Genomic DNA, 22969 nt, shown 5'->3' on the forward strand with positions numbered 1-22969 from the left:
CCGCCCCGGGTTCATTCTACGCGCCGGCGATGCTACGCCGCCCCTCGTGCGGCCCCGGTGAGGCCGACTGATCCTGCGCAATGCCGCTGCCATCCCGATGCCCCAGGCTGTGGCTGGAAGCCCCCGCCGCAACGCCTGAAGATGGGGCCTGCACACGGGTTTTCCAATGTCTTGACGCCCCTGTCCCATCCGGCCCACTAGCCTGCCCCAGCAAGGAGTTCCCCATGACCATCCATGTCGGCGACCACATTCCGGAAGTGACCCTCAAGCGCATCCGCGAGGGCATCGAAACACTTGATACGCATTCGCTGTTCGACGCCCGCAAGGTCGTGCTGTTTGCGGTGCCCGGCGCGTTCACCCCCACCTGCTCGGCCCGCCACCTGCCCGGCTACGTCGAAAAATTCGAGGCCTTCCGCCAGCGCGGCATCGATGTCTACTGCGTGGCGGTCAACGACCCGTTCGTGATGAAAGCCTGGGCCGCCGACCAGAAGGTGCCCGACGGCCTGCTGATGCTGTCCGACGGCAATGCCGAGCTGACCCGCGCGCTCGGCCTGGAGCTGGATGCCAGCGCCTCGGGCATGGGCATGCGCTCGCGCCGCTTCGCGCTGTACGTGGTCGATGGCGTGGTGCGTGCGGCCTGGATCGAGCAGCCGGGCCAGTTCGAGGTGTCTTCCGCCGAGTACGTGCTGGAGCACCTGCCTACCTGATTCCCCACCGCAGAAGGAAACGGCCAGCAATGTCCAGCAAGCCAGCCAAAGCCAGCAAGCCCGCCGCCGGGATTCCCGGCATCAGTGACCGTCAGACCCTGCGCGAGCGTGCCCGGCACAACATCGAAGACGGCGCGATCACCGACAGCTACAGCGCCGACCGCAAGGTGGTGATCAAGCTGCTCAACGATGCCCTCGCCACCGAGTACGTGTGCGTGCTGCGCTACTACCGGCACTATTTCATGGCCAAGGGCATGCTGGCCGACGCGGTCAAGGCCGAGTTCCTCGAGCATGCGCAGCAGGAACAGGCGCACGCCGGCAAGCTGGCCGAGCGCATCGTCCAGCTTGGCGGCGAGCCGGACCTGAACCCGGATACGCTGACCACGCGCTCGCATGCCGAATACAAGGAAGGCAGCGACCTGCGCGACATGGTGCGCGAGAACCTGGTGGCTGAACGGATCGCCATCGACAGCTACCGCGAGATGATCAACTTCATCGGCGACCGCGATACCACCACCAAGCGCATCCTTGAAGAGATCCTGGCGCAGGAGGAAGAACACGCCGACGAGTTCGCCGACCTGCTGGACGGGTGGATCGGGGAATAGCGGCCCCGCAAACGCCTTGGTAGATGCCCACCTTGGTGGGCGCATTTATCGCGTGCCAACCAAGGTTGGCACCTACCAGAGCATGGATGCGTCGGGTCGACGGGCCATTCCCAGCACCTATCGCAGGACGTTGAACCGCACCTGCGTCCACGCGCCGTCGGCTGCCAGCGCGGTCAGGGTGTGTGCGCCCGGATCGGCGAACTCGCGCTGCATCAGCTGCGCGCCGTGGGTCTGTGCAATCCAGCGTCCATCCAGCAACCAGTCCACCGCCTGCTCGCTGCCCAGCGCGCGCAGCTGCAGGCGCACGCCGTGTTCGGAATTCGGCGCGCGCGCCAGCGTGGCGCCGTCATTGAGCCCGTCCACGTGCAGCGCGACGCTGGCCTCACGCCCGTCGTCGCGGCAGTCCGGCGACAGCGCCGGCAGCTGCGAAGCCTCGCGCGTGGCCTTGGGCAGCCACGGCGACAACAACGCCGGCCAACGCGCGATCTCCCGCGCGACTTCCTCATGTGGCAAACGGCAATCAGCGGATACACGCAGACCGGTCCGCGCGTCGGCCAGGTAACGCTGCCGCCCCGGCTGCCAGCGCCGCGCCTCGCGCTCGGGGAAGGTCGGCGGTGCCGCACCGTCCAGCAGATAGGCCGACATCCGCCGCTGGCACAGCGCCGCTGGCAGGCCCTCGGCACGTTCGCCGGTGGGCCAGCAGACGTCCTCCTTGCTGACACTGGCCGGCATCGGTGCAGCAGCTGAATCACCGCGCTGGCGCGGCAGGCTGTCCACCACCTCGAACATCAGCGGCAGCGCGGTCACCGCGCCGTACTGGCCCGGCAACGGGGTACCATCCGGCCGCCCCACCCACACGCCCACGGTGTAGTGGCGGGTGCTGCCGATCGCCCACGCATCGCGGTACCCGTAACTGGTGCCGGTCTTCCACGCCACGCGCGGGCGGCCACCGACATCGAATGTCCCGACGCTATACCCCGGCCGCGGATTCGATTCCAGCATCTCGCGCACGATCCAGCTGGCGCCCGGCGAGGCCAGGCGACGCTCGATCATCGGTTCGTCATCGGTGTAGCGCACGCGCCCGGCGATGCCGTTGCGGTTGAGCGCTGCGAACGCACCGACCAGATCTTCCAGCCGCGCACCGGTGCCGCCCAGGATCAGCGACAGATTGGGTGTACTGCCCGGCGGGAAGCGCAGCTGGATGCCGGAGTGCGACAGGCGTGCGGCGAAGCGCGCCGGACCGACCCGCTGCAGCAGGTCCACCGAGGGCACGTTGAGTGACAGCCGCAGCGCGCTGGAGGCACCAATCGGCCCATTGAAAGCCATGTCGAAGTTGCCGGGGCGGTAGCTGCCGAAACTCTGCGGCGCATCGACCAGCAGGCTTTCCGAATGGATCAGGCCATCGTCCAGCGCCATGGCATACAGGAACGGTTTGAGCGTGGAGCCCGGCGACCGCCAGGCCTGCACCATGTCCACGTGGCCCAGCCGCTGCCGGTCACCGAACGCCAGCGTGCCGACATAGGCACGCGCCTGCAGGGTCTGGTTGTCGACTACCAGCAGGGCGGCCGAGGTGCGTTCGGGCAGCGTCGAGAAATAGCTGGCCACGCGTTCTTCCAGCGTGCGCTGCAGGCCGATGTCGATGCTGCTCTGGATGCGTGCCTGGCCCGGATGCGCCGAGTGCAGGCGCTGCGCCAGCAGCGCGGCGTGCAGCGGCGGGCGCAGCGAGCGCGCCACCACATTCTCGATACGCGCGTCTTCCACTTCGTCTGCCGTCCACACGCCCAGCTCGTTCATGCGGGACAGCACCTTGTCGCGCGCCTTCTGCGCCGCTTCCGGATGACGGTCCGGGCGCAGCCGGCTCGGCGCCTGCGGCAGCACCGCCAGCAACGCGGCCTCGGCATGCGACAGCTGCGCCGCCGGCTTGCCCAGGTAGGCCCAGCTGGCCGCTTCCACCCCCTCGATGGTGCCGCCGTAGGGCGCGCGCTCCAGATACAGGGCCAGGATCTGCTGCTTGCTCAGGTGCACTTCCAGCTGCACCGCGCGCAGCATCTGCTTGAGCTTGCCCCACGGCGTGCGCGTATGCGGATCGAGGATGCGGGCGACCTGCATGGTCAGGGTCGAGCCACCGGAAACGATGCGGCCGCCACGCAGCAGCTGGCCGCTGGCACGCAGGATCGCCAGCGGGTTGATGCCCGGATGCCGCCAGAACCAGCGGTCTTCGTAGGTCAGCAACGCCTGCAGGTACAGCGGCGAGACGCTGTTGATCGAAGCCGGGTAGCGCCACACACCCTCGGCGTCGGCGAATGCACGCAGCGGCGTGCCGTCGGCAGCCACCACCAGGGTGCTGGTATCACGCTGCTTCGGCAGCGGTGGCGGGAAGGCGAAATCCAGCACCAGCAGCAGCGCCAGCGTGGCGGCCGTGCCCCAGCGCAGCCAGGGCCACAGCGGCTGCAGCCGGCGGCGCAGGGCCGCCAGCCGGATCGACATCGTGTTGTTCATTGCAGGTTGCCGGCAGGACGGGCCGCGCCGTCGCAGCCCGTCCGCGCGGTCACGGCTGTACCACCGTGATCGTGGTCGGGTTGCTGCGGCCGACGCCGCGCAGCTGCGGCCGGTACATGTCCTCCACCAGCGGCGGCGGCACCGAGTAGGTTCCCGGCGTCACCGCGCGTACCAGGTAGAACACGTTGGCCTTGCTGCCACGCGAGAGCTTCAGCGCGGCCACATAGCGGTCATCGCGGAACTCCTCGTGCTTGGTGTCGGCGGCCTCACCACGGTCGCTGATGGTGATGCCATCGACCACCACGTCGGCCCACTGCTTGGCATCGCCCAGGTTGAAGTTCTCGATCTCCAGGCCCGCCGGCAGCAGGTCGGTCAGCAGTGCATCGGGCATCGTGGTGTCAGCGGTGACGGTGACGCGCACGATCAGTGCTTCGCCTTCCTTCAGCGGGCGCGGCGACCACGGCTTGCCATCGGTGCCGTAGTAGCTGCGCTCGACGCCCAGCACGCTGTTGTCCGGTGCCGGTGCGCTGCGCGGGATGCCGGCCACGTCGATGCTGGCGAACATCGGCGGCTGCCCCTGCGGGGTGAAGCGCACGCCGCTGGCCAGCTCACTGGCGCTGAAGTTGCGGCCGAACAGCTTGCGCTCGCCGATGGCTTCGGTGTTGCCACCGATCACCAGCTCACCGGCCACCAGCGCCTTCTGGTTGGCGGCCAGGGCCTTGCCGAGGCGGGCAATCGCCACCTGTTCCTGCGTGCTCAGCCACATCCAGCCGGCATTGCGGCGCGCATCCAGGCCACGGCCAAGATCCACCGCACGCGCATCCCAGGCGGGCTTGGCCAGCTTGTTCTCGTGGGTCAGCGCGATCATCAGCGCGTCATCACGGATCGCACTGCCGTAGTCGCCGAAGTACGACGGACGTTCACTGCTGGACTTGGCGAAGGCCGCCGCCAGCGCGGCCTGGCCACGCTTGGCATCACCCTGCAGCGACAGCGCCACGCCCAGGTGGACCAGCGACAGGCCACCGACCGCCTTGCTGCGCTCGTTGTCGTACAGCGTGCGCAGGGTACCCAGCGGTGCACGGTTGACCCGGGCCAGCACGTAACCCGAATACGCCTGGTTGGCGAACTTCAGCTTCTCGCGATCCTCCTGGCCATAGAACTGATTGCCGCCGGACAGCAGATCCTCGCTGAGCCGGTTGAGCGCCTTCTGCAGCACGTTGTCGGGCACGGCGAAGCCGGCGTCCTTGGCATCAAGCAGGAACTCGGTGATGTACGGGGTCAGCCACGGATTGACGTAGCCGTCGTCACCCCACATCGAGAAGTTGCCATTGGCCACCTGCATCGACGCCAGGCGACCGAACGCACCTTCCATGCGCTCTCTACGGGTCTTGGCATCCAGGCCGTCGGCACCGAGCATCGACGACGTCGCCTGGTCCAGGATCAGCGCGGCATAGCCCTTGCTGGTGGTCTGCTCGGCACAGCCATACGGGTAGTTCAGCGCGCCCTGCAGTGCACTGGCGAACGGGATCGGCGGCAGCGGGCTGACCAGCAGGCGGGCATTCACCGACTCGGCCATCAGGCCATCGGTCAGGCTGTTGTCGAGGCTGACCGCGGCCAGCGGATCGAGTGTGCGCACCTGCGAACGCAGCACCTGCGGCCACGCCGCACGCACCGGCAGGTCGTAGCGGCGATCAGCCTTGAAGCCGTTGCCGTCCACGCGCACCCGCACCTTGGCCACGCTGTGGCCCTCGCGAGCCGACAACGGGAAGCTCAGCGTGGTCTTGGCATCGGCATTCAACTGCACGCTGCGGCTGCCCTCACCCAGGTTCAGCGGACCCTCGCTTTCCACCTTGACGTTGAACTGCCCCGGCTTGCCGGTGAAGTTCTGCACGTCCAGGGTCACGGTGCTGCGGTCGCCCGGGGCCAGCACGCGCGGCATGCTGGCTTCGGCCAGGATCGGGGCGCGCACGATGGTTTCCACGTCACGCTTGCCGTACTGGTCATCGCTGTAGACCAGCGCGGACACGCGCAGGGTGCCGTTGAAGTCCGGCACCTTCAGGCGGATGCGGGCATTGCCCTTGGCATCGAGCTGCACCGGGCCGGAGAACAGGTCCACGGTCTGCACGCGCGCGGTCGGGCGCTTGGCCTGCGGCAGTGCCTGCAGCGCCATGTCGCCGCCGAACTTCAGCTTGCCGCTGCCACCATCGAAGCTCTCGATCACCCGGCTGTAGATGTCATAGGCATCGATACCGAGGCGACGCTGGGCGAAGAAGTGCGCACCGGCGTCGGGCACCGGGAAACGGGTGATGTTGAGGATGCCCACGTCCACCGCCGAGACGGTCACGTGCGCGGCCCTGCCGGCCAGCTGCGGTGCGCTGACCGTTACCGGCAGGTCCTGTTCCGGCCGCATCTGCTTGGGCGCGACCAGGCCGACGGCCACGGTTCGGCCCTTGCGGTCCATCGGCACATGCACCACGCCCACGGCGCGGGCCGGGGTGATCTTGCTCGGCGCACTGCCGCCGCGGAACACCAGCGCGGTGATGTAGACGTCGTGGCGTTCCCAGTCGGCGGTGACCGGGATCTTGAAGGTCGAGCCCGGCTTGGCCTCGATGTCCTGCACATACAGCATGCGGTCGGTCTCGACCATCAGGATGCCCTTGCCGGCGTGCGGCGGGGTCACCGTCACTTCCAGGGTGTCACCGGCCTTGTAGCCGGTCTTGTCCAGGCCCAGCTTGACCTTGTCCGGGCGTGCATCCAGGCCACGGTTGTCATCGCCCCAGCTCCAGCCCGCACGGAACGGGTAGCGGCTGGTCAGTCCGGTGGACGGATCGAACACGTCCACCCGGTACTCGCCCCACTCCACCGGGAAATCAAAGGCAACCGCACTGCTGCCGGCATCGACGGTGCGGGTTTCCTTGTTCTCGAAACGGCGGGTGAAATCGTAATCCCAGCGGTTGTCGTTGAAGGTCCAGTGGTAGTCGCGCAGTTCCCGCACCAGGGTGATCTTCAGGCCCTTGGCTGGCTGCGGTGTGCCGGCGGCATCCACGCGCATCAGTTCGAAGCGTGCGTTGCCGTTGGAATCAGCACCATCGTCGGGGTTGAACAGCGGCCGCACGCCGACCAGCGCGTTGGCCGGCCACATCACCCGTTTCAGGGTACGGGTGACCGTGCGGCCACCGGTTTCATACAGGCTGCCGGACAACACCACGGCGATCGGTGCCTTGGCCTTGGCCGCCTCTTCCGGCAACGCCACATCCTCACGCAGCTGGCCATTGGCCGGCAGCGTGGTATCGATCACGTCCTTGGCCTCGCGCGGCAGCTGCAGGGTCGGGTCACCGAAGAAATAGCCCGGCAGGCCCTCCATCGGCTTCTGCTCGGCAGCCACCGCCATGCGCGCAGTGAAGCGGTTGCCATCGGCCGGCGCGCCGTACAGATAGGCGCCGTTGGCCTGCAGGCGCAGGTCCTCGCCCGGCTTCAGCGTCTTCTGCGCGCTGTCCAGGTCCAGCTTCATGCGCTCGGGCAGGAACTCCTCGATGCGCAGGGTCATGCCCTGGATCGCTTCCTTGCTGGCCGGGTCGGTGCGGAACTCGACCTGCCAGCGCCCGGTCGGCGCCTCGGCGGGGATCACCTGCTCGAAGTTGATGTAGCCCTGGTCGCCCGGCTGCAGGCGGGTCTCGCGGAAGGTCTTGCCGTCGGGCTGCTTCAGGCGCAGGAACACCGGTTGTGCCTTGACCGGCTTGCCGTCGTTGTCGCGCAGCAGCGCGGACAGGCGCACGGTCTCGCCCGGGCGGTACAGGTCGCGGCCGGACCAGGCGTAGACGTCGAACCAGGCGTTGTCACGACCGGCCACGGCGAACTCACTCAGGTCCAGCGCCGGCTGGTTGAACGGCAGGAAGCTGGTGTCCTTGCCACTGCTGGCGACCAGCACGTGGGTGGCATCCAGGGTGTAGTTCAGCAGCGCATTGCCGTTGCCGTCGGTGCTGCCCTTCAGCACCACCTCACCCTTGGCGTCGAGCACGCGCAGGTCGATGCCCTTCAGCGGCGCACCGTCCTTGAGGCCGGCGGTGTGCACGAACAGCTTGTCCTTGTAGGCACGGGTATGCAGGCCGATGTCGCTGACCGAGAAGAACGCGGTATCGAACTCGCCCTCGTAGTCACCGGTGCGCTTGAGCAGGGCGAAGTACAGGCCCGGCTCCTGCAGTTCCTTGATGTCCTGGGTCGGCAGGTAGGTCAGCACCCGCTCGTTCTGTTTGCCACCCAGGATGAAGCGGTTGACGTAGACCGGCTCGGCCAGCTTGTTGATCGGGCTGCGCTCGTAGTCGCTGCTGAGCTCCCAGCTGCCACGGCGGCCGCCGCGCTGGTACTGGCTGAAGAAGGTCGGCAGGTCCTTCTCGCGCACGCGCAGGAACTCGACATCGACCTCCGGCACGTTCACCGAGACCACCGGCAAGCCGCGGCTGTCCTTGGCCGGCAGCACGCTGCCCTGCGAGGCGAAACCGACCACCGGCTTCAGCTCGCCGCTGAACACCTTCTGCTTCAGTTCCTTGCCCAGCCGGCTGCCGTCGGCGGCCAGCAGGTCCGGCGAGACCACCAGGCTGAACTCCTTGCCGGCCTCGACGAACGGGTAACGCAGGGTCAGGCCGTCATCGGACAGGGTCCAGCTGCTGTCCTCGGTGCCGACCTTCTCTTCGAAGCGAACGAGTTTGTCGAAATCCTGGGTGCCGACCAGCGGGCGCGAGAACTCCAGCGCCAGCGACAGGCCGTCATTCTTCTGGTCCGGGTAGGCACGCAGCAGGGTGAATTCCTTCACCTGCTCGGCCTTGGTGGTGATGGCTTCACCACTGGCCTTGGGCAGCTGCCCGCTGTCATTGCGGCAGCCGGCCAGCCCCAGCAACAGGCCTCCTGCCAGTACGGCCGCCGCCCACCCCCACCGCTTCCGCCGTGCCGGACCGCTCATGTCGTCACTCCTTGATCGAGGCGGCCATTATAGGCAGGCCACGTCAAGGTGTTGACGCAAATCCGGCAATTGCCGCGGTGCGGGTAGTGCCGGCCGCTGGCCGGCAGTCTCGGTAGCCGCCAACCTTGGTTGGCGTCGGCCGTGCCAACCAAGGTTGGCACCTACCCAAGCGCCCCTCCCCCGTCGCGCCAGGCACAGGCCGATGCCGGCAACCTGTCTGGCTTGGGATCGGGCGCTCCCCCAATCGTGGTGCGTAATGTCCCGGCGGAGAGAAGACCGAAGCCGCCCCAAAGTGACGGGTTCAACCCTCGATTGAGCGACTTCCCAATCGGCCTTCAGTCGCCGCTGTAGCATCGGCATCAGGCCTTCTGGAAAGTAGTGAACATTGCAATGACACGAGTACGCATGATTCAGGATCCAACGACCGGTAAGGTCTGGGGTACGCGATGTGACCGAGGGGCTGTCGAAGTCACCTCCGGAAGCCCAGGGAAGCTGAAGTCACAGTTGAAAGACTTCCCGAGTCCCGACGAGGCACTGAAATGGGCCATCAAACAGGAGTGGTCGCGGCTGAAAAAGGGCTTCGTACTGGTAAACCCTGTCGCCGAGGCTGGGCAACCGAGCATGCACAGGTACATCGGCGGTGGCTATACGGGGGCACTGACGATTGCCGGGTGCCATGGCAGGATGGTGACCAACCGTTATCAGGATGAGGATGCGTCTGGTGCAGCGACCGACATGCTGCTGCTCGTTGGTGACGACGCCGGGATCCTCCATGATTGGCGACCCGGCAAAACGGACCTTGCATGGTCGGCACTCCCTGCAGATGACGGCAAAGGGTTCCTGATCCGACTCGACTCCGGCATTTACCTTTGGCCATCCGATGGCCGTACTCCCCAGCGGATCAGCGATGCAACGGTGATGTCATCGCCGTTCCTGACAACCTCAAACGGATACGTCGCGTGGCATGACGGTGATCATGTAACGGTAATGAGACTCGCCGATGGACAGCGCTTCCTGCAGTTGGCACGTACCCCAGCGATGGTGGGTGGGCATTCGAGGCAGATGATGGGCGCGCTCTCTCCGGATGCCACGACGCTTGCCTGCTGCGCCACTCCCGGTGAGATCGAGTGCATCGATATTGCTCAAGCGGATACTGTCCGCCGACATCGAAGTGACTTCGAAATGATCACCAAGATGGAGTGGAGTGCCGACGGGCGTTGGCTGCTGGCATTGGAGCAATATGGAAAATGGCGTCTGTTGTGCCTGGATGCGGCAACGGGAGAATGCCGTCCCGGGTGGCCGAAGTTCGCTGACATGACACGAACTGACTTTGCGCTGGATAGCGATAGCAAGCGACTCGCCATCCTGCACCGTGGACATATTGCCCTTCATGACTTCACGGATATGAGGGAAATTCGACGCTTTCCCGTAGATCATGTGGTCCGTACCACGCATATTGCATGGACGGGAGACAATGCCATTTCGGTGCGTACCGACTATGGATGCCTTTCCACGTATGTAGTTTGATCAGGCTCGCTATTTAGTTGCGCTGTTTTTGAGGAGCCTCCGCCAACAGCGGTGTGGACCAAAGCCGCCTCGGTAGCCGCCAACCTTGGTTGGCGTCGGCCGTGCCAACCAAGGTTGGCACCTACCCAAGCGGGTCGAGCCATGTGCCCGGCAGGCAGGCGTGGTGTCAGATCCGGTGAAGCGCCCCTACCCCGGCAGGTACAGGTCCACATAGTCGGTCACCGGCATCGCCGCCAGCGCCACCGGATCCAGCGATGCGGCCAGGATGCGCTGCTGCTGGGTGGTCGGGAAGCGATGGGCCAGGTGCCGGCGGAACTTGTCCATCAGCAGCGGAATGCCTTCCTCGCGACGGCGCGCGTGGCCCAGCGGGTATTCCACCAGTACTTCGGGCAGCTCGGTGCCATCGGTGAAGCGCACGCTCAGGCCGTTGGCGATGCTGCGCTTGTCAGGGTCCAGGTAATCGGCGCTGAGCTGCGGGTCTTCATGGCAGGTCATCTTCGCGCGCAGCGCATCGATGCGCGGATCCGCCGCCACATCGTCCTCGTAGTCCTGGGCCACCAGCCGCCCATGCAGCAATGCGATGGCGACCATGTACTGCACGCAGTGGTCGCGGTCGGCCGGGTTATGCAGTGGGCCCTGCTTGTCGATGATGCGGATGCAGGCTTCCTGGGTGCGGATGGCGATGTGCGCGATGTCCTCGACCCGCCGCCCCACCGCACGCAGCTGCTGGTGCAGCGTGATCGCCGCCTCCACCGCGGTCTGGCCATGGAACTCGGCCGGGTAGCTGATCTTGAACAGCACGTTTTCCATCACGTAGCTGCCCAGCGGTCGCTCCAGCGTCAGCGCCTTGCCCTGCATCGATACCGCTTCAAAACCCCAGGTCGGCGCGCTCAACACACTGGGATAGCCCATCTCGCCACTGGCCGCCATCAGCGCCAGGCGCACGCCACGGCTGGTCGCATCGCCGGCCGCCCAGCTCTTGCGCGAGCCGGTGTTGGGCGCGTGCCGGTAGGTGCGCAGCGCCTGGCCATCGACCCAGGCCAGCGACAGTGCATTGAGCATGCGTTCGCGATCCAGGCCGAGCAACTGCGCGACCACCGCGGTGGTGGCCACCTTGACCAGCACCACGTGGTCCAGCCCGACCCGGTTGAAGGAATTCTGCAGGGCCAGCACGCCCTGGATCTCGTGTGCCTTGATCATCGCCAGCAGCACGTCATGCAGGGTCGGCGCTGGGCGATGCAGGGCCTGCGCGTTGCGCCCCAGCCAATCGCAGACAGACAGGATGCCGCCCAGGTTGTCCGACGGGTGGCCCCACTCGGCGGCCAGCCAGGTATCGTTGAAATCCAGCCAGCGCACCATCGCGCCCAGGTTGAAGGCGGCCTGCACCGGGTCCAGCACGTAGTGCGTACCCGGCACGCGCGCCCCGTTGACCACGCTGATACCCGGCACCAGCGGACCGAGCAGCTTGCTGCAGGCCGGGAAGGACAGCGCTTCCAGCCCGCAGCCCAGCGTGTCGAGCAGGCAGTAGTGCGCGGTCTGGAAGGCCAGGGGGGAGTCGATGCGCGCGTCGCGTACGTAATCGACGATGTCCACCAGCAGCGCATCCCACGCTGCACGCTCGTTGGATGGGGTGTGGCTGTCAGACATCGTCGATCTCCTCTTCAGAGCTCAGGCCGCGCCTCCCGGTAGTCGCCAACCTTGGTTGGCGCTGGACGTTGCCCGGGCGGTGCCAATGCCATGCCAACCAAGGTTGGCATCTACCGAAGCATGTGATGCCAGCGCCGACCGGCTGGTTATTCGGCCGGCACCCGCACCTTGCCTTCCATCAATACGCGGGCGCTGCGGCTCATGATGGCCTTGGTCACTGTCCACTGGCCGTCAACGAGGCCGGCCTGCGCACCCACGCGCAGCGTGCCGGAAGGGTGGCCGAAGGTCACCGCTTCGCGTTCACCACCACCGGCCGCGCGATTGACCAGCGTGCCCGGAATCGCCGCCGCCGTGCCGATCGCCACGGCGGCGGTGCCCATCATCGCGTGGTGCAGCTTGCCCATCGACAACGCCCGCGCGTGCAGGTCGATGGCCGAGGCCGGAATGGCCTTGCCGCTGGAGGACACGTAGTCCTGTGCCGGCGCCACGAAGGCCACCTTCGGCGTGTGCTGGCGGGTGGCCGCATCTTCCAGGTTCCTGATCAGACCCATGCGCAAGGCGCCGTAGGCGCGGATCTTCTCGAAGCGCTCCAGCGCCCCCTTGTCCTCGTTGATCGCAGGCTGCAGTTCGGTGCCGGTGTAGCCCAGGTCGGCCGCATTGAGGAAGATGGTCGGAATGCCGGCGGTGATCATGGTCACCTCAAAACTGCCGACGCCCGGCACGTCCAGGGTGTCGACCAGGTTGCCGGTCGGGAACATCGCGCCCGCATCGCCGTCATCGGACGGATCGATGAACTCCAGCTGGATCTCGGCGGCCGGGAAGGTCACGCCATCCAGCTCGAAATCGCCGATCTCCTGCACTTCGCCATCGCGCATCGGCACGTGGGCGATGATGGTCTTGCCGATGTTGGCCTGCCAGATGCGCACGGTGCACAGGCCATCGCGCGGCACCCGGGCCGGATCGATCAGCCCATTGGCGATCGCGAACGGACCCACTGCCGTACTGAGGTTGCCGCAGTTGCCGCTCCAATCGACGAAGGCGGTGTCGATCGAGACCTGGCCGTACAGGTAGTCCACATCGTGGTCCGGCACCGAGGCGGTGGAGATGATCACGCACTTGCTGGTGCTGGAGGTGGCACCGCCCATGCCGTCGGTCTGCTTGCCATACGGATCGGGCGAGCCGATCACGCGCATCAGCAGCGCATCGCGCGCGGCGCCCGGCACCTGAGCGGCTTCGGGCAGGTCCTGCAGGCGGAAGAACACGCCCTTGCTGGTGCCGCCGCGCATGTAGGTGGCGGGAATACGGAGTTGCGGGAGGAAGGTCATCGTCGAATCCACGCGTTTGAATTTCAGGAAATGTCTTGCATCAGTGCGTCAAGACCACGATCAACGCACCACACACGCATGATGTCCACGCGGTCCGGTAGATCGAGGTAATAGACGAGGTAGCGTTCGAAGCCCGGAACCAGCATGAACCGCAACGGCACCGGCAGCTGTGCTGCGAGGTCGGCGTGCCGGGTGGAATCCGAGCCTGGAAACACCGCGATGCGTTGAAGCGTGGCCTCCAACTCGGCGAGAAAGCGCCGACCCAGTACCAGCCCACCTTGCCGTGCAAACCACAGCGCGGCATCGGCTGCGTCGGCTTCGGCCCTTGGCCGCCATTCAATCGCCTTCACGCTCCATCCTTTCGGTCAGTTCGCGACGCATGCGCTCGAATGTGTCGGCCGTCACCGCAACGCCTGGACCAGAAGCCAGCCCCTCGGCTATCAACTGCTTGAGCAGCTCTTCGGCCTTGCTGCGCTGGCGCTGGCGGATCAGGTCACGCACGTAGTCCGACGTACTGGAGTAGCCGCCTTCACGCACTTCCTCGTCCACGAACTGCTTGAGCGGGTCGGTCAGCGAAATGTTCATGGTGGCCATGAAACTCTCCTTTGGCAGTTTTTGCCAAGTTAGTCTGCGCCCCGCCCTGGTGTCGGACAAGCCCGCCCCCGGCCTCCGGGGGCAGGCATTCAGGCCGGTATCACGCCACCTTGGCCCCTTCCAGGAAATCCTGGGCGAAGCGCTGCAGCACGCCACCGGCTTCGTAGATCGCCACTTCCTCGTCGCTGTCCAGGCGGCAGGTCACTGGCACGATCACATCCTGGCCGTCGCGGCGGTGGATGACCAGGGTCAGGTCGGCGCGCGGGGTGCGCTCGCCGATCACGTCGAAGGTCTCGGTACCGTCGATGCCTAGGGTCAGGCGGGTGGTGCCCGGCTTGAACTCCAGCGGCAGCACGCCCATGCCGATCAGGTTGGTGCGGTGGATGCGTTCGAAGCCTTCGGCCACGATCGCTTCCACACCGGCCAGGCGCACGCCCTTGGCGGCCCAGTCACGCGAGCTGCCCTGGCCATAGTCGGCACCGGCGATGATGATCAGCGGCTGCTTGCGGTCCATGTAGGTCTCGATCGCTTCCCACATGCGCATCACCTTGCCTTCCGGCTCCACGCGCGCCAGCGAACCCTGCTTCACGCTGCCATCGTCGTTGCGCACCATTTCATTGAACAGCTTCGGGTTGGCGAAGGTGGCGCGCTGTGCGGTCAGGTGGTCACCGCGGTGGGTGGCGTAGGAATTGAAGTCCTCTTCCGGCAGGCCCATCTTCGCCAGGTATTCGCCGGCGGCACTGGACGCCAGGATCGCGTTGGACGGCGACAGGTGGTCGGTGGTGATGTTGTCCGGCAGCACCGCCAGCGCACGCATGCCCGACAGTGTGCGCTCACCGGCCAGTGCGCCCTCCCAGTACGGCGGACGGCGGATGTAGGTGCTCTGCGGGCGCCAGTCGTACAGCGGGCTGACCGCCGCGCCATGCTCCACGCGCACGTTGAACATCGGGTTGTAGACGCGGCGGAACTGCTCGGGCTTCACCGAGGCCTTCACCACCGCGTCGATCTCGGCATCGCTCGGCCAGATGTCCTTCAGGCGCACCTCGTTGCCCTCGGCATCGACGCCCAGCACGTCCTTCTCGATGTCGAAGCGCACGGTGCCGGCGATGGCATAGGCGATCACCAGCGGCGGCGACGCCAGGAAGGCCTGCTTCGCATACGGGTGGATGCGGCCATCGAAGTTGCGGTTGCCCGACAGCACGGCCGTGGCGTACAGGTCGCGATCGATGATTTCCTGCTGGATGGCCGGATCCAGCGCGCCGCTCATGCCGTTGCAGGTGGTGCAGGCGAAGGCGACGATGCCGAAGCCGAGCTTTTCCAGGTCCGGCAGCAGGCCGGCTTCTTCCAGGTAAAGCTGCACCGCCTTCGAGCCCGGCGCCAGCGACGACTTTACCCACGGCTTGCGCAGCAGGCCACGTTCGTTGGCCTTGCGCGCCAGCAGTGCGGCAGCGATCACGTTGCGCGGGTTGGAGGTGTTGGTGCAGCTGGTGATGGCGGCGATGATCACCGCGCCGTCGGGCATCAGGCCCTGCGCCTGCTCGGCCCTGCCCGCTGCCAGCTTGGCTTCGTCGGCGATGCCGCGCTCGGCCAGCTCGGCAGTGGCCACGCGCTTGTGCGGGTTGGACGGGCCAGCCATGTTGCGCACCACGCTGGACAAGTCGAAGCGCAGCACGCGCTCGTACTGCGCGGTGGCCAGGTCATCGGCCCACAGGCCGGTGGTGCGCGCATAGTTCTCCACCAGCGCCACCTGCGATTCCTCGCGACCGGTCAGGCGCAGGTAATCGATGGTCTGCCCGTCGATATAGAACATCGCGGCGGTGGCGCCGTATTCGGGGCACATGTTGGAGATGGTGGCGCGGTCACCGATGGTCAGTGCCGACGCCCCCTCGCCGAAGAATTCAAGATACGCACCCACCACGCGTTCCTTGCGCAGGAACTCGGTCAGTGCCAGCACCACGTCGGTGGCGGTGATGCCCGGCTGCGGCCTGCCGGTCAGCTCGACGCCGATGATATCCGGCAGGCGCATCCACGACGCGCGGCCCAGCATCACGTTCTCCGCTTCCAGGCCGCCAACACCAATCGCGATCACGCCCAGCGCGTCCACGTGCGGGGTGTGGCTGTCGGTGCCCACGCAGGTATCCGGGAAGGCTACGCCGTCCTGCACGTAGATCACCGGCGACATCTTCTCCAGGTTGATCTGGTGCATGATGCCGTTGCCCGGCGGAATCACGTCCACGTTCTGGAACGCCTGCTTGGTCCAGTCGATGAAGTGGAAACGGTCTTCGTTGCGGCGATCCTCGATGGCGCGGTTCTTCTCGAACGCCTGCGGATCGTAGCCACCGCATTCCACCGCCAGCGAGTGATCGACGATCAATTGCACCGGCACCACCGGATTGACCTTGGCCGGGTCGCCGCCCTTGTCGGCGATCGCATCACGCAGGCCGGCCAGGTCCACCAGCGCGGTCTGGCCGAGGATGTCGTGGCACACCACGCGTGCCGGGAACCACGGGAAGTCGAGGTCGCGACGGCGCTCGATCAGCTGCTTCAGCGAATCGCCGAGCGTGGCCGGATCGCAGCGGCGCACCAGGTTCTCGGCCAGCACGCGCGAGGTGTACGGCAGGGTGGCATAGGCGCCGGGCTGGATCGCATCGACAGCGGCGCGCGCGTCGAAATAGTCCAGCGCGCTGCCGGGGAGGTTCTTGCGGTAATCGGTATTCATGGGCTGGCGGAGTGCTTGGGGCGGGCCGGGTGCCGGCGGTGCGGCGGCGAAAGCACCCGGCCGGCATGCGGCCGGCCGGATGGGTACAGCAGGGGGATCAGACGCGCTTGTCGATGGCAACGAAGTCGCGGTCTTCCGGACCGATGTAATTGGCGCTCGGGCGGATGATCTTGCCGTCGATGCGCTGCTCGATGATGTGCGCGCTCCAGCCGGCGGTGCGCGCGATCACGAACAGCGGGGTGAACATCGCGGTCGGCACGCCCATCATGTGGTAGCTGACCGCACTGAACCAGTCCAGGTTCGGGAACATCTTCTTGATGTCCCACATCACCGACTCCAAGCGCTCGGCGATGTCGTACATCTTCATGCTCGACTGTTCCTCGGACAGCTCGCGGGCCACGTCCTTGATCACCTTGTTGCGCGGATCGGAGACGGTATAGACCGGGTGGCCGAAACCGATCACCACTTCCTTGCGCTCGACGCGCGCCTTGATGTCCTCCTCGGCTTCATCCGGGTTGTCATAGCGCTTCTGCACTTCGAACGCCACTTCGTTGGCGCCGCCATGCTTCGGGCCACGCAGCGCACCGATGCCACCGCAGATCGCGCTGTACATGTCGCTGCCGGTACCGGCGATGACACGGCAGGTGAAGGTCGAGGCGTTGAACTCGTGCTCGGCGTACAGGATCAGCGAGGTGTGCATCGCCTTCACCCACGAATCCTGCGGCTTTTCGCCATGCAGCAGGTGCAGGAAGTGGCCGCCGATCGAATCATCGTCGGTTTCCACATCGATGGCGCGGCCGTTGTGGCTCCAGTGGTACCAGTACAGCAGCATCGAACCGAGGCAGGCCATCAGCTTGTCGGCGATGTCGCGCGCGCCCGGGTGGTTGTGGTCGTCCTTCTCCGGTGCCACGCAGCCGAGCACGGACACGCCGGTGCGCATCACGTCCATCGGGTGCGCCGACGGCGGCAGCTCTTCCAGCGCGGCCTTCACCGCGGCGGGGATCCCACGCAGCGACTTCAGCTTGGCCTTGTACGAAACCAGCTCGGCGCGGGTCGGCAGCTTGCCGTGCACCAGCAGGTAGGCGATTTCCTCGAACTCGCTGGTGTTGGCCAGGTCCAGGATGTCATAGCCGCGGTAGTGCAGGTCGTTGCCGCTGCGGCCCACGCTGCACAGCGCGGTGTTGCCGGCCGCGGTGCCGGACAGGGCGACGGACTTCTTCGGCTTGAAGGTCGGGGTTGCGGTCGTATCGTTCATGTTTCCCTCCGAAACTTGATGGTGCAGGGTACTGCTTATTTCTTGGCGGCGAACAGCGCATCGAGCTGCTGCTCGAAGGCGTGATAGCCGATGCGGTCGTAGAGTTCCTCGCGGGTCTGCATGGTTTCCACCACGTTGCGCTGGTGGCCATCGCGGCGCACCGCCTGGTAGACGTTCTCGGCGGCCTTGTTGGCGGCACGGAACGCCGACAGCGGGAACAGCTGGATGGCGACGCCGGCCGAGGCCAGTTCATCGCGGCTGAACAGCGGGGTGGCGCCGAATTCGGTGATGTTGGCCAGCACCGGCACCTTCACGGCGTCGACGAAGCGGCGGTAGGTATCCAGATCGTAGGCGGCCTCGGCGAAGATGCCGTCGGCACCGGCCTCGACACAGGCGATGGCGCGCTCGATCGCCTTGTCCACGCCGTCCACCTGGATGGCGTCGGTGCGCGCGATCAGGAAGAAGTCCGGATCGGTCTTGGCATCGGCAGCGGCCTTCACACGGTCGACCATTTCACCCTGCGAGACGATCTCCTTGCCCGGACGATGGCCGCAGCGCTTGGCGCCGACCTGGTCCTCGATGTGGCAGGCGGCCGCGCCGGCCTTGATCAGCGACTTCACGGTGCGCGCGATGTTGAACGCGCTCGGGCCGAAGCCGGTGTCGATGTCGACCATCAAGGGCAGGTCGCAGACATCGGTGATGCGGCGCACGTCCACCAGCACGTCTTCCAGGGTGTTGATGCCCAGGTCCGGCAGGCCCAGCGAGCCTGCGGCAACGCCGCCGCCGGACAGGTAAATGGCACGGAAGCCGGCGCGCTTGGCCAGCAGGGCGTGGTTGGCGTTGATCGCACCGATCACCTGCAGCGGCGATTCGGCAGCCAGCGCCTCACGGAAGCGGGCACCGGCGGAGAAAGGGGCAGAAGCGGTCATGCGGCAATCCAGGTTGAAGTACGGGAAAGGAAGCGCAAGCACCATGCCAAGCTGCAAGCGGTTGATTTCACGGGAATGACCGGCATGCAACAGTGGAACATATGAAACATTGAAACGGATGTATCATGAAACATCCTCCCCGAAACGGCTGCCATGTATCTGCCCCGCTCCCCCCTGCGCCATGCCGATGCCGACCCGGGCCGTCCGGTGATCTGGACGGTCAGCGTCTCGCGGCTGACCGGCCTGCTCGGCGACGTGATCCCTGAGTTCGACCGCCGCGCGCGTATCGAACAGATCAACCTCGGCTTCGAGGAAGCGGTGGAGGTGATCGGCCAACGCCTGCGTCGCGAGCACTGCGACGTGGTCATCGCTGGCGGCTCCAACGCGGCCTGGCTGCGCGGCCGGCTGGAGCTGCCACTGGTGCCGATCCAGGCCAACGGCTTCGACCTGATGGAAGCGCTGGCCCGGGCACGGCGTATCGCCAGCCGCATCGGCCTGGTCACCCACGCCAGCGACGTACCGGTGTTCAGCAACTTCCAGCAGAGCTTCGGCCTGGATATCGAGCATCGCCGCTTCGTCACCCGCGAGGACGCCCGCGACTGCATCGCCGACCTGCGCGCCAACGGCATCGAGGTGATCGTCGGCACCGGCATGGCCATCGACCATGCCGAGCAGGCCGGCCTGCCCGGGGTGCTGCTGTATTCGGCCGACTCGGTGCGGCAGGCGTTCGAACATGCGCTGGAACTGACCCAGACCCTGGCACGTTCCGGCAGCAACCGCGCTGCACCGCGCCGGCGCCCGGCAGCGCGTGCCGATGCGCATGAACTGCTCGGCGACAGCGACGCGATGGCGCAGGTGCGCGCGCAGATCGCGCTGTATGCCCCACATGACAGCACCGTGCTGGTCAGCGGCGAAACCGGCACCGGCAAGGAACTGGTGGCGCGCCAGCTGCACGCCGCCAGCGGGCGCCGTGGCCGCTTCGTCGCGCTGAACTGTGGCGCGATCAGCGAATCGCTGCTGGAAGCGGAGCTGTTCGGCTACAGCGATGGCGCCTTCACCGGCGCACGGCGTGGCGGCCGCGTTGGCCTGGTGGAAGCTGCAGATGGCGGCACCCTGTTCCTGGACGAAATCGGCGAACTGCCGCTGCCGCTGCAGACCCGCCTGCTGCGGGTGCTGGAGGAACGTGAAGTGCTGCGCGTGGGTGCCACCGAACCGACGCCGGTGGACCTGCGCGTGGTCGCCGCCACCCTGCAGTCGCTGGAGCAGCGCGCGGCAGCCGGCAGCTTCCGCCGCGACCTGTATTACCGCCTGGCCGCGCTGCGGATTGCCCTGCCCTCGCTGCGCGCCCGACGCGGTGACATCCCGTTGCTGGCGCAGCATTTCTTCCGCCAGCTGCGTGGCATCGACGCGCCATTGGATGAGGCGGCGCTGGCGGTGCTGTGCGCGGCCGAGTGGCCGGGAAACGTGCGCGAGCTGCGCAATCTGGTCGATCGCCTGCGCATCCACTGGCAGCCCGGTGAAGGGCTGATCGATACGGCGCGGCTGCTGCAGCTGGCACCCGAGCTGGTGCATGAAGGTGTCGCGGCGTTGCCGCTGGAAAGCAACGGCAGGCGCCCACCGCGGGCCAAGCTGGAAGCACTGTTGCGGGAACACCGGCATGATCGCGAGGGCATGGCGCAGGCGCTGGGCGTGTCACGCACCACGCTGTGGCGCTGGCTGCGCGCGGAGGACCTGTAAAGCCGAGCCCATGCCCGGCTGATGTTCCCGCGTAAGCAGCCGAGCATGGGCTCGGCTCTACAGGGTGCCTGTCGTCAGCGCGCTTCGATGGCGAACCGTCCACTACCCACTGCGGCAATCCACAGCAGCAGTACGCCCAGCGGCACTTCGCTCAGGTAGAAGAACCAGCTCAGCCAATCCAGCACGCCAAGCCCTGCCGGAATGCGCGCGATGCCATCGGTCAGCGCAGCCACTACGCAGATCGCGGCCAGCAGCAGGGCCGAGGGGCGGCTCAAAAGGCCCAGCACCAGCAGACCACCCGCAATCCACTCGATCGCACCGAGTACCGGCGCACTGAACACCGGGAATGGGATACCGGCATCGACCAGCGTATGCGCCATGCGCTCGCGCCCGGCATCGGTGAACACCTTGTTCCAGCCGGAAACACAGAACATCACACCGGCGACGATGCGGGCGAGCAGCAACAACAACGCTTCCACGCCGCGGCGTGGTGGCGGCACGGCAAACAGGCAACGCCAGGAGGGCATGGCAACTCCGCAGATCGAGGGCATCGCAGCGAGTGTGCCCGTCGCCGACCTGCTCGTGCATGAAGCGGACCAGTCCGTTCGCGACAAACGCAGGTTTCTGTAGAGCCGAGCCCATGCTCGGCTGCTCCTGCGAGAACATCAGCCGAGCATGGGCTCGGCTCTACAGCAGCCCCGGCACCACCCCGCCTTACGGGTACAGCAGGCGCTTGCTCCAGCGCCCTTCGGCGCCGGCTTCATAGCACCAGCGCTCGTGCAGGCGGAACTGCGCGCCAAACCAGAACTCGATGCGGTCAGGCACCACGCGCAGGCCGCTCCAGCCCTCCGGGCGCGGCACGTCCTTGCCCTCGAAGCGGGCTTCGACCTCGGCCACGCGCGCATCGAATTCCTCGCGCGTTGCCAGCGTCTTCGACTGCTGCGAGGCCCACGCGCCGATCTGGCTCATCCGCGGGCGGCTGGCGAAATAGGCGTCGGCTTCGGCATCGGCGACCTGCTCGACACGGCCTTCGATGCGCACCTGGATGCCGGCCTCGCGCAGGCTGCGCCACAGGAACAGCAGTGCAGCCTGCGGATTGGCCTGCAGCTCCCGGCCCTTGTGGCTGTCCAGATGGGTGTAGAACACAAAGCCGCGCTCATCGAACGCCTTCAGCAGCACGGTGCGCGCCGAGGGGCGACCCTGCGTATCGGCGGTGGCCACGGTCATCGCGTTCGGCTCGACCTCGCGGCTCTGTTTGGCCTCGTCGAACAGGCCGGCAAACGTGGACAGGGCTTCGGCGTACAGGTCGCTCATGATTGCGTTCTTCTCACACGGATTGGGCTATTGTGGCTGCATGGCCGCTGCTGCGTATATGCCCCAGGTGAAAGGATTCCCCGAAACATTGGCCGAACAGGCGCTGGATGATGCGCTGGGCAGCGGCGCAGCGGTTCCAGTATTGGCGATCAGCGGCCTGCAGGGGAGCGGCAAATCGACGCTGGCGGCGCAGGTGGTGGCCCGTGCCCAGGCACGCGGCCTGAACGCAGCCACGCTGTCGATCGATGATGTCTACCTGACCCGCGCACAGCGCCAACGGCTGGCCCGCCAGGTGCACCCACTGCTGATCACCCGCGGCCCGCCCGGCACCCACGACCTGCCGCTGGCCCATGCGGTATTGAACGCCGTGGCCGCACGCCAGCCCTTCGCAATGCCGCGCTTCGACAAGCTGGCCGACGAGCGCCTGCCCGAAGCACACTGGCCGCAGCTGCAGCAACCGCTGGACCTGCTGGTATTCGAAGGCTGGTTCCTGGGCACGCCCGCGCAGGATGACGACGCGCTGGACAGCCCGTTGAACGCACTGGAACGCGAAGCCGACGCCGATGGCCGCTGGCGGCGCTGGTGCAACCAGGCGCTGGCCCGTGACTACCCGGCGTTGTGGCAGCGCTGCGACCGCCTGTGGTTCCTGCAGCCGCCGGATTTCTCGGTGGTACCACGCTGGCGCTGGCAGCAGGAGCAGAACCTGCAGGCCGCGCAGCCGGGCCGGCACGGCATGAGCCGGCCACAGCTGGAGCGCTTCGTGCAGTACTACGAGCGGGTCAGCCGGCAGGCATTGAGCGCCCTGCCCGCCCTGGCCGACCACGTGGTGGTGCTGGACGGCCAGCGACAGGTGCAGGACGTGCGCTGAACGCGCCCCTATTCCACCAGGAAAGTCACCCGCAGGTTGACCCGCCATTCGGTGATCTCGCCGCTGCCATTGGTGACCACCTTGGTCTCGTTCACCCAGGCGCCCTGGATGCCCTTGACCGTCTCGGAGACTTTCTTCAGCCCGCTGCGCACGGCGTCTTCCACGCTTTTCGGCGAGGACGCAGTGATTTCGATGACCTTGGCGACCGTCATGGCCTGTACTCCGTCTGGCGCGGGAGACCCCGCAGGAACGCCCACCCTGACGTGAAGAACGTAAAGGCCAGGGC

General features: G+C 66.6%; 17 protein-coding genes. 5 read left to right on the forward strand and 12 right to left on the reverse strand.

What is annotated here, in order from left to right; all coding sequences use genetic code 11:
• The first annotated feature begins 224 nt into the window (after positions 1-224).
• Positions 225-707 carry a peroxiredoxin gene (locus VG561_RS17985; RefSeq protein ID WP_053495212.1) on the forward strand — a complete coding sequence of 161 codons (483 nt, stop codon included), beginning with the start codon at positions 225-227 and terminating at the stop codon, positions 705-707.
• Between the two features lie 29 nt (positions 708-736).
• A complete protein-coding gene (locus tag VG561_RS17990; RefSeq protein WP_014648036.1) occupies positions 737-1312 on the forward strand; it encodes a ferritin-like domain-containing protein in 576 nt (191 codons plus the stop codon).
• 117 nt (positions 1313-1429) lie between these two features.
• Here VG561_RS17990 and pbpC read toward each other — a convergent pair whose 3' ends face one another.
• Entirely contained in the window at positions 1430-3811 is a 2382-nt protein-coding gene (gene pbpC, locus VG561_RS17995) for a penicillin-binding protein 1C (RefSeq protein ID WP_197574712.1), read from the reverse strand.
• 49 nt (positions 3812-3860) lie between these two features.
• Entirely contained in the window at positions 3861-8768 is a 4908-nt protein-coding gene (locus VG561_RS18000) for an alpha-2-macroglobulin family protein (RefSeq protein ID WP_197574713.1), read from the reverse strand.
• A gap of 504 nt (positions 8769-9272) precedes the next feature.
• On the opposite strand from VG561_RS18000, the gene VG561_RS18005 reads away from it, so the two are divergent.
• Entirely contained in the window at positions 9273-10295 is a 1023-nt protein-coding gene (locus tag VG561_RS18005) for a hypothetical protein (RefSeq protein ID WP_423179849.1), read from the forward strand.
• Between the two features lie 186 nt (positions 10296-10481).
• Here VG561_RS18005 and VG561_RS18010 read toward each other — a convergent pair whose 3' ends face one another.
• From VG561_RS18010 to prpB, 7 genes are all read right to left on the reverse strand, one after another.
• A complete protein-coding gene (locus VG561_RS18010) occupies positions 10482-11942 on the reverse strand; it encodes a bifunctional 2-methylcitrate dehydratase/aconitate hydratase (protein WP_180834797.1) in 1461 nt (486 codons plus the stop codon).
• Between the two features lie 146 nt (positions 11943-12088).
• Positions 12089-13267 (reverse strand): 2-methylaconitate cis-trans isomerase PrpF, encoded by a 1179-nt coding sequence (prpF, locus tag VG561_RS18015; protein ID WP_032957093.1) that lies wholly within the window; start codon positions 13265-13267, stop codon positions 12089-12091.
• Between the two features lie 23 nt (positions 13268-13290).
• Positions 13291-13617, reverse strand: a complete 327-nt coding sequence (locus VG561_RS18020; protein WP_134809175.1) for a type II toxin-antitoxin system RelE/ParE family toxin — start codon at positions 13615-13617, stop codon at positions 13291-13293.
• On the reverse strand, positions 13604-13861 hold the full coding sequence (locus VG561_RS18025; protein WP_032957090.1) for a type II toxin-antitoxin system ParD family antitoxin: 258 nt from the start codon (positions 13859-13861) through the stop codon (positions 13604-13606). Before VG561_RS18025 ends, VG561_RS18020 begins: the two co-directional genes overlap by 14 nt.
• A gap of 100 nt (positions 13862-13961) precedes the next feature.
• Entirely contained in the window at positions 13962-16580 is a 2619-nt protein-coding gene (gene acnD / locus VG561_RS18030) for a Fe/S-dependent 2-methylisocitrate dehydratase AcnD (RefSeq protein ID WP_142235292.1), read from the reverse strand.
• A 97-nt stretch (positions 16581-16677) separates the two neighbouring features.
• The gene (prpC, locus tag VG561_RS18035) at positions 16678-17835 is read right to left on the reverse strand and encodes a bifunctional 2-methylcitrate synthase/citrate synthase (protein ID WP_005418357.1); all 1158 of its coding nucleotides are present in this window, start codon (positions 17833-17835) and stop codon (positions 16678-16680) included.
• A gap of 35 nt (positions 17836-17870) precedes the next feature.
• Complete coding sequence (gene prpB / locus VG561_RS18040) at positions 17871-18764, reverse strand: methylisocitrate lyase (protein ID WP_005418360.1); 894 nt, start codon at positions 18762-18764, stop codon at positions 17871-17873.
• A 153-nt stretch (positions 18765-18917) separates the two neighbouring features.
• On the opposite strand from prpB, the gene prpR reads away from it, so the two are divergent.
• Positions 18918-20501, forward strand: a complete 1584-nt coding sequence (gene prpR, locus VG561_RS18045; RefSeq protein WP_134967273.1) for a propionate catabolism operon regulatory protein PrpR — start codon at positions 18918-18920, stop codon at positions 20499-20501.
• Positions 20502-20575: 74 nt separating this feature from the next.
• Here prpR and VG561_RS18050 read toward each other — a convergent pair whose 3' ends face one another.
• Complete coding sequence (locus VG561_RS18050) at positions 20576-21028, reverse strand: DoxX family protein (protein WP_197575392.1); 453 nt, start codon at positions 21026-21028, stop codon at positions 20576-20578.
• Between the two features lie 187 nt (positions 21029-21215).
• Positions 21216-21815, reverse strand: a complete 600-nt coding sequence (gene pdxH, locus VG561_RS18055) for a pyridoxamine 5'-phosphate oxidase (RefSeq protein WP_126411263.1) — start codon at positions 21813-21815, stop codon at positions 21216-21218.
• A gap of 40 nt (positions 21816-21855) precedes the next feature.
• Between pdxH and VG561_RS18060 the strand changes: the two genes are divergently transcribed.
• Complete coding sequence (locus VG561_RS18060; RefSeq protein ID WP_046432003.1) at positions 21856-22683, forward strand: kinase; 828 nt, start codon at positions 21856-21858, stop codon at positions 22681-22683.
• Between the two features lie 8 nt (positions 22684-22691).
• Here VG561_RS18060 and VG561_RS18065 read toward each other — a convergent pair whose 3' ends face one another.
• Positions 22692-22895 (reverse strand): dodecin family protein, encoded by a 204-nt coding sequence (locus VG561_RS18065; protein ID WP_005410663.1) that lies wholly within the window; start codon positions 22893-22895, stop codon positions 22692-22694.
• Positions 22896-22969: the final 74 nt, after the last annotated feature.

The sequence above is a fragment of the Stenotrophomonas sp. CASM110 genome (assembly GCF_049384345.1).
Lineage (GTDB): Bacteria > Pseudomonadota > Gammaproteobacteria > Xanthomonadales > Xanthomonadaceae > Stenotrophomonas > Stenotrophomonas muris.